The organism is Phycicoccus sp. Root563 (assembly GCF_001427915.1).
Taxonomy (GTDB): Bacteria; Actinomycetota; Actinomycetes; order Actinomycetales; family Dermatophilaceae; genus Pedococcus.
This window is the reverse complement of sequence record NZ_LMGM01000001.1, coordinates 2,072,047-2,072,498: the sequence shown is the minus strand read 5'-3', so window position 1 is coordinate 2,072,498 and position 452 is coordinate 2,072,047. Positions and strand designations below refer to the sequence as shown.

1 protein-coding gene is annotated in these 452 nt (G+C 72.3%); it reads left to right on the top strand.

Going from position 1 to position 452, the window contains the following annotated elements; genetic code table 11:
• Positions 1–28: 28 nt before the first annotated feature.
• On the top strand, positions 29–452 hold a 424-nt coding region (locus ASD62_RS20990; protein WP_369818815.1), incomplete at its 3' end, for a DUF222 domain-containing protein.

Genomic DNA, 452 nt, shown 5'->3' with positions numbered 1-452 from the left:
CGGGACCGGGGTTGCGGAGTACCGGCTGGTGCTGGACAGCGAGGGCAGGGCGGTGCTGGAGGCGGCGTTGGGGCCGTTGTCGGCACCCAGGCCGGTGGACGGTGAGCGGGACCTGCGGAGCTGTGACCGGCGTCGGGGTGAGGCGTTGGTGGCGTTGGTGCGCCGGGCTGTGGCAGCGGGTGAGGGGGTGGGTCCGAACGCGAAGACCCAGCTGGTGGTGACGATGGACTGGGCTGCTCTGGCCAGTGGTGTGCGTGGGGCGGGGGTGACGGTCGGTGGTCCGGACGCCGAGGTGTTGGTCGCCCCGGAGACGGTGCGCCGGTTGGCGTGTGAGGCGTCGGTGTTGCCGGTGGTGTTGGGGTCGGGCGGTGAGGTGGTGGACCAGGGCCGGGTGGTGCGGTTGTTCACCACGGCTCAGGTGCGCCGGCTGTGGTTGCGTGACGGGGGTTGCA